Genomic DNA, 3,647 nt, shown 5'->3' on the forward strand with positions numbered 1-3,647 from the left:
ATGAACACGCACAGCGTCAGCAACACTCGCAACAACAGCAAGGTTATGGCAACTTTGGTGGTGGCGGTGGCGGTTTCGGAGAAGGCGATTTTTCAGATTTCTTTGAATCAATGTTTGGAAGTCGAGGTGCCTCTCGCGGTCGTAGTCGAACTTCAGGGTTTAGAGGACAAGACTTTAATGCCGAATTACAATTAGATCTCAAAGATGTTTACGAAACTCAAAAAAGAGTCCTGACCGTCAATGGTAAAAACATTAGACTGACCATACCCGCAGGTGTCGAAAATGGCCAAGTGATCAAAATACCAGGCAAGGGTGCTGAAGGCACACACGGAGGGCCACATGGCGATTTGTTAATTCAATTCAACATTAGCAATAGCACAAAATTTAAAAGAGATGGTTCCAATTTATACGCCAATGAAAACCTGGATCTCTATACCGCCATCTTAGGAGGCGATGTGACTGTGGACACCTTTGATGGCAAGGTCAAATTAAAAGTAAAACCCGAAACGCAAAACGGCACCAAAGTCAAACTAAAAGGCAAAGGTTTTCCTGTGTACAGAAAGGAAGGACATTTTGGTGATCTTTATATTACCTATGACATTGTGATGCCAACAAATCTTTCATCCAAAGAAAAAGAACTGTTCAATGAACTTAAAAATTTAAAATCATGAGCACTGAAACTTATATTCCGATAAAAACCTTGTGCACGTATTACAAAGTAGAAACTTCATTTTTTCAAGGTCTGAACGATTATGGCCTCATTGAAATAACCACCATTGAAAAATCGCCCTGCATTGATCAAAAACACCTTAAAAACCTTGATTCGATCGTGAGATTACATCAAGATTTGCATATTAACTTCGAAGGTATTGACACGGTTTTGAATCTCTTGGATAAAATTCAGGATTTACAGAATGAGTTGATCGCTGCTAAAAATAGATTACGGATTTTTGAGGGTTAACCTTAAATAGAACGCTGACCAGCCCGTCCGTTTAGGGAGTGACGCTGATTCCTTATGATTTCTAAGGATAGATTCTTGAAAAACTGAATTCATTAAATTGATAAATGAAAGATCGTCTTCACAAATATTCATTTTATGGATTATGCTAGCTTTGAGATTATTTCTATATAGAAAGCGGTACATTTTTTCTAACGATAGCTCTTATTGACATGTTCGAGGATAATCTACTACACCTGAAATGGAATTCAGGAACGCTTCTCCTTTACCTACTATTCATATCAAAACAATTCTTATAATTTCTCCTCTATTTAAAGAAGTGGATTAAACAGCTTGGTTTATGTCCACTAAACATTGACAAAAATTTCACAAAGTGCCATAATGTGAAAGGCATTTCTGATATAAAAATATATATTTTAAAAAAATTAGCTGCATATTACGGCCCCTATTTCAGTCACAACTCTCATTTTATCTTTCAAATTCTGAAAACTAATCTGCCATTATTAATCTCCGCAACTTTATAAACCACCTTTCTTTTTGTCTATTATTCAACCTATTACCCTCAGGATACGACATCCTCAGAAACGAGGATTAATTGCACATACTTTATATTGAATTCACATTTTTTATCCCATCCATTTATCAAATTATATAAATATTTAGCCAAAATTAACAAACATGATATTTGTCATTATCTAAACTTTATTTGTTCCCCAACTTTGCAGTATAATAATACTAAAACATAACATTATGAGAACTACTAAAAATATCTTCAAACCTTTATTGAGTTTATTATTTTTGCTCACCTTCTCGACTTCATTTGTCTATTCACAAACTTTCAATCTGAATAACCAAGCGTCAAAACTTAGCGTTTCTGGAACCTCCAGTTTGCACGATTGGGATATTGTTGCCGAACAACAAAAAGGACAAATCGTCTTGGATCTTGCAGGCGACTTGAAAATTCAAAAATTAACTTTTGACGTGACTTCAGAAAGCCTAAAAAGTGGTAAAGGAGCTATGGACAAAAACACTTATAAAGCCTTAAAAACTGGTCAACACAAATCCATAACCTTCCAATTAACCGAAGTGAAAAGTGTAAAAGCTACAGGCAACAACAACTATAAAGTTGAAATCGTTGGAAACTTAACTATCGCTGGAGTTATCAAAAAACAGAACATCAACCTTGATCTTCAAGTAGAATCCAACAAAGTGACCTTAAAGGGTGAAAAACCATTTAAAATGACCGAATTCGGCATCGATCCGCCAAAAGCACTTTTAGGCACCGTTACCACAGGAGATGAAATAACTATAAAATTTAATACAGTCCTAAATAAATAATTAACAACAATCAGTAATTTAATAAAACTTAAACAATGAAATCATTATTTAAAAACACTGCAATAGCACTACTACTTCTGATGGGAGTTAGTATGACCGCTCAAAAAAACAACAGAAGTCTTGACAACTACAGAGAACCAGACAAGGGCGGAATCAACGTTTTTGAAGCTCCAAAAGATTCAGTCTCTACCTTTGAAAATGTAAAAGTAAGAATTGGAGGTTCATCCACCATTCAATTTCAAGCTCTAGACCATGAAAACTCAGGAGCTGTTGAGCTTATGAAAATTGGTTCTAACTTTAACTTGGCTACTGCCAATCTTGACTTAGATGTCTTCTTATATGATGGTGTTAGAATGCATTTACGCACTTATCTTTCATCACGTCACCACCCAGAACCTTATGTAAAAGGAGGTTACTTTCAAATAGATAAACTTGATTTTATCAAAGAAGGTTTTATGGAAGATGTCATGAAATATGCTACCATCAAAATTGGTCATATGGAAAACAACTATGGTGATGCACATTTCAGAAGAAGTGACAACGCTCAAGCAATTTACAATCCATTTGTAGGCAACTTAATCATGGACGCTTTTACTACAGAAGTAGGTGCTGAAGTGTACTACCAAAGAGATGGATTCTTAGGAATGGTAGGTTTCACAAACGGTAAATTAAACCAATCAGTTGACAAACCTGATACAGGAGGTGCTTCATTTTTAGCAAAACTAGGTTATGACAAACAACTTAATGACGATTTACGTGTAAGATTGACAGGTTCTATCTACAACACTGGTAGAGTTGCAACTTCATACCTTTACAGTGCTGATAGAGCAGGTTCTAGATATTACTTAGTTCTTGAAAACAGTACTGCAACAACAGCAGGCAACTTTAGATCAGGACGTTATGACCCAAAATTAGGTAATCAGATTACTGCTATCATGTTCAACCCATTCGTCAAATATAAAGGATTAGAGTTCTTTGGAACATTGGAGTCTTCTACAGGTAAAGGAAAGGCTGAACTTGAAAAAAGAACAGCAAAACAATATGCTGGAGAGTTAATCTACAGATTTGGCAACACTGAAAACTTTTACGTAGGTGGGCGTTACAATAAAGTTGATGCTGAAGATATTAGTGGAAGTGATATCGATATTTCAAGGGTTCAATTATCTGCTGGATGGTTTATGACAAGAAACATTCTCCTTAAGGCTGAATATGTAAGTCAAAAATACGATGGCTACGCTACTACAAGCATCTTTGATGGAGGTAAATTTAATGGACTAATGGCTGAGGCTGTAATTAGTTTCTAAAAGACTGAGTTAGTGTTTATTTTTACAAACCTCATTTATTTAGTAGT

The 3,647-nt window shown here is 35.5% G+C and carries 4 protein-coding genes; all 4 read left to right on the top strand.

What is annotated here, in order from left to right; genetic code table 11:
• The coding region (locus tag ABIQ28_RS11280; RefSeq protein ID WP_348037338.1) for a J domain-containing protein at window positions 1-671 on the top strand (671 nt) is incomplete at its 5' end.
• Window positions 668-961 (top strand): chaperone modulator CbpM, encoded by a 294-nt coding sequence (locus ABIQ28_RS11285; protein ID WP_348037340.1) that lies wholly within the window; start codon window positions 668-670, stop codon window positions 959-961. The genes ABIQ28_RS11280 and ABIQ28_RS11285, both read left to right, overlap by 4 nt.
• 747 nt (window positions 962-1,708) lie before the next feature.
• The gene (locus ABIQ28_RS11290) at window positions 1,709-2,296 is read left to right on the top strand and encodes a YceI family protein (protein WP_348037342.1); all 588 of its coding nucleotides are present in this window, start codon (window positions 1,709-1,711) and stop codon (window positions 2,294-2,296) included.
• 35 nt (window positions 2,297-2,331) lie between these two features.
• Window positions 2,332-3,600: a hypothetical protein gene (locus ABIQ28_RS11295; protein ID WP_348037344.1), complete on the top strand. Its 1,269-nt coding sequence runs from the start codon at window positions 2,332-2,334 to the stop codon at window positions 3,598-3,600.
• Window positions 3,601-3,647 lie beyond the last annotated feature (47 nt).

Source organism: Gelidibacter sp. (genome assembly GCF_039916245.1).
In the GTDB taxonomy this organism is placed as follows: domain Bacteria; phylum Bacteroidota; class Bacteroidia; order Flavobacteriales; family Flavobacteriaceae; genus Gelidibacter.

Excerpts from the sequence above, each read along its gene's own strand:
- ABIQ28_RS11285 (WP_348037340.1), top strand. The coding sequence starts at position 668 with ATGAGCACTGAAACTTATATTCCGATAAAAACCTTGTGCACGTATTAC.
- ABIQ28_RS11295 (WP_348037344.1), top strand. The coding sequence starts at position 2,332 with ATGAAATCATTATTTAAAAACACTGCAATAGCACTACTACTTCTGATG.
- ABIQ28_RS11290 (WP_348037342.1), top strand. The coding sequence starts at position 1,709 with ATGAGAACTACTAAAAATATCTTCAAACCTTTATTGAGTTTATTATTT.